Source organism: Zhongshania sp., from assembly GCF_041584495.1.
Lineage (GTDB): Bacteria > Pseudomonadota > Gammaproteobacteria > Pseudomonadales > Spongiibacteraceae > Spongiibacter.
Window position 1 is genome coordinate 1 of sequence record NZ_JBFHDY010000223.1, and the last position, 2,825, is coordinate 2,825.

Below are 2,825 nucleotides of genomic sequence, written 5' to 3' on the forward strand. Positions count from 1 at the left end.
AATGAAGCGCATCGAAGATTTCGACTCTCAGGTTTATCTAATCAACACTGGTTGGACTGGCGGTTCAGGCGCAGCGGGCGGTACTGGCTCACGCTTCCCGATCCCCGTAACCCGCGCCGTGGTTGCCGCTGCTCAAAACGGTACGCTGATTGGCGCCGAAACTGAGCGCTTAGAAGCACTAAACCTGACGATCCCCAAGACGATTCCAGGCGTTGATGACAAGTACATCAACCCTCGCAAAGCCTGGGGCGACGCAGCTGCTTATGATGCTGAAGCTTCTAAACTGGCTCGCCTCTTCCAAGAAAACATCAAGAAGTTTGACGTTTCCGAGGCCATTATTGCCGCAGGCCCCCAAGCCTAAGCAATACGCCATAAAAAAGGGGCAGCTTAGCTGCCCTTTTTTATGCCTGTAAACTTGCCGGATCTCCCTATCCGGCCCACACTTATCACTCCCTAGTGCGAAGGCCTCGCCCTGCGTATTACCTCGATTGCTTATTGGGCAAACCTATGACTGCAAACCCTTCGGCAGAGCACACCACCCGCTTTATTAGCGACTGCGAGCACGCGTTTAATAAGGGCCAACTACAGCGCTTGGTGCTATCTAAATACCAGGGTGACGAACCCGAACTCAATCGCATCAGCATCCGCCCAATTAATCTAAAAAACACGCTACTGCTGTCCTTTCTCTATGAATACCGCAGCCGTCACGTCACCAAAAATGTCAGCTTAGACGACGCCGTAAGCCTGCTGCAGCGCTGGTTAGGCAACGACTTTAATAATGCCCACATGGTCAGTACCGACTGGGAAATTCAACTGCGTTTTAGCAAGAAGGGTAAGCCGCTACTCAATAAACACCGCAACAAAGACAGCGCTACTGCGCCCGCCGAAGCCCTGCAGCACAACCGCGAAAAGCACCGCTTTGTGGAGCAATGCCGACCCTATTTACAGGCGCTTGGCATAACCGACTCCCAGGGCCAAATTATTCCCGCCATGTCCCGCAAATGGAAGCAGATCAACCGCTTCATTGAAGTACTCGCCACCGCCATCAGCAATACGACTCTAACTGAACGCGAGACCATTCACATTGCCGACTTTGGCTCGGGCAAAGCCTATTTAACCTTTGCCCTCCACGACTACCTCCACGACAAACTGGGCATGAGCACCCAAGTCACCGGCGTAGAGTTGCGCCAAGAGCTGGTCGACCTCTGCAATAACACCGCCGCAAAGCTAAACTTGCAGGGCATCAAATTTGAACAGGGCGATGTTCAACACTTCGCGGCCCAGCACATTAACGTCATGATCGCCCTACACGCCTGCGACACTGCCACCGATTACGCAATTCACATGGGGATTCGCAGCAACGCCGACATTATTATGTGCTCGCCCTGCTGCCACAAACAACTTCGTCCCCAACTGAAAAGCCCAGCACCGCTCGCGCCACTGCTCCAACACGGCATTCACCTTGGCCAAGAGGCCGAAATGCTAACCGACGGTCTACGCGCGCTATTACTGGAGGCGCATGGCTACGACACCAAGGTCTTTGAATTTATTTCTTTGGAGCACACCAGTAAAAATAAAATGATACTGGCACAAAAGCGGCGGCAACACCGCGACAACAGCGAAGTGCTGCAGCAGATTTCCGATATTAAAACTTTTTATGGTATTCAGGAGCACTGCCTAGAGCGCCTGCTTAACGCCGACGCCTAGCCGCAATGCCAGACAGCCTAGGCTGGCACTGCCGAGTGGGCGTAAACCCTGCTTCGCAAGCCACTCACATCGAAGGGCTGCCAGCGATCTTCGCGCTGCGCCAAACGCTCCGCCACGGCGTACATTACCGCAACATTATGGGTTAAACCGACGTGACTGCCCGGCACCCGCAAATTTTCAGTATTGCTATTTAATTCCTTATCGATACAGAACTGCCAATCGACAATACCGTCACCCTCACTGTACATAGCCGTGGACGGCACAGTCGGCGTCGCCTGCCAGCAATTTTGCCACTCTAACATTGGATCAGTTAGGGCACCGGGATTCATCATTTCGTAGAGCTTTAAAACCGGCCCAGTGACCCCATCCATACCGGGAATATGAATTGGCGAGCCCAGGGTAATGACTTGGCGAACAATATCTGGATTTTTGTAGGCCAAGGTTCGGGCATAGATTCCCCCCAAGCTCCAGCCAATCACACTGACTTTACGGCAGTGGCGCGCGGCAAGCTCTTTTACGTGGCGCTCGTAAGCCAAGTATTTTTGCTCAGACATACCGCTGTTCAAGCCCTGCTCCCAACCATAGGCCGCAAAGCCGCGACGGCGCAGCCATCGCCGGTCATAAAAGACGGCGCTACTACCACCGGGTGACCGTCGCCGCACTTTATTTTGTCCAGCGTTGATCGAAAACTGACCATTGCCAGCATTTCAAAAATAACCCGCAACTCCCTTGCTGTTCGCAACGGCGTGGGCTGCCCCGCTTTATTCTTGTTTTGAGCCATGAATACCTCGTTATATTCCGACAAGCGGCCTAGAAGGTAACAACTATATAACCTAAGTTTCCCGCTAAGCGCAATACCGCGTTAATGCTGTATAACGATGCGGGGAATATAATAAGCGCGAAATAGGGACTTACCGCAGGATTAGTATGTGCTTTCTAATTAATCTCCGTACTCTTGCACCCAAGTCAGCGAGCAATAGCAGTTCTCGCCGAAATCTGGCTCTAAATAGCCTACTATTTCATTCTCAATGAGGACGTCATCATGACCGAAGCAAGTAAAATCGAAAAAGCTAACGCACTGGCAAAAGAAGTGTTTTTGGCAAACCTAGGTCTGGCTG

At 52.1% G+C, this 2,825-nt stretch carries 4 protein-coding genes; 2 read left to right on the forward strand and 2 right to left on the reverse strand.

Annotation, left to right across the window (positions count from 1 at the left end):
* A partial coding sequence (locus tag ABYP33_RS18370; protein WP_373092714.1) for a phosphoenolpyruvate carboxykinase (ATP) occupies positions 1-361 on the forward strand: 361 nt, incomplete at its 5' end.
* A gap of 146 nt (positions 362-507) precedes the next feature.
* Positions 508-1,707 carry an SAM-dependent methyltransferase gene (locus tag ABYP33_RS18375; RefSeq protein WP_008253297.1) on the forward strand — a complete coding sequence of 400 codons (1,200 nt, stop codon included), beginning with the start codon at positions 508-510 and terminating at the stop codon, positions 1,705-1,707.
* A 17-nt stretch (positions 1,708-1,724) separates the two neighbouring features.
* On the opposite strand, the gene ABYP33_RS18380 is transcribed toward ABYP33_RS18375, so the two are convergent.
* Complete coding sequence (locus ABYP33_RS18380; RefSeq protein ID WP_373092716.1) at positions 1,725-2,261, reverse strand: hypothetical protein; 537 nt, start codon at positions 2,259-2,261, stop codon at positions 1,725-1,727.
* Between the two features lie 8 nt (positions 2,262-2,269).
* Complete coding sequence (locus ABYP33_RS18385; protein WP_373092717.1) at positions 2,270-2,488, reverse strand: hypothetical protein; 219 nt, start codon at positions 2,486-2,488, stop codon at positions 2,270-2,272.
* Between the last annotated feature and the right edge of the window lie 337 nt (positions 2,489-2,825).

Coding starts and splice junctions, on each gene's coding strand:
- ABYP33_RS18375 (WP_008253297.1), top strand. CDS start 508: ATGACTGCAAACCCTTCGGCAGAGCACACCACCCGCTTTATTAGCGAC.
- ABYP33_RS18380 (WP_373092716.1), bottom strand. CDS start 2,261: ATGTCTGAGCAAAAATACTTGGCTTACGAGCGCCACGTAAAAGAGCTT.
- ABYP33_RS18385 (WP_373092717.1), bottom strand. CDS start 2,488: ATGGCTCAAAACAAGAATAAAGCGGGGCAGCCCACGCCGTTGCGAACA.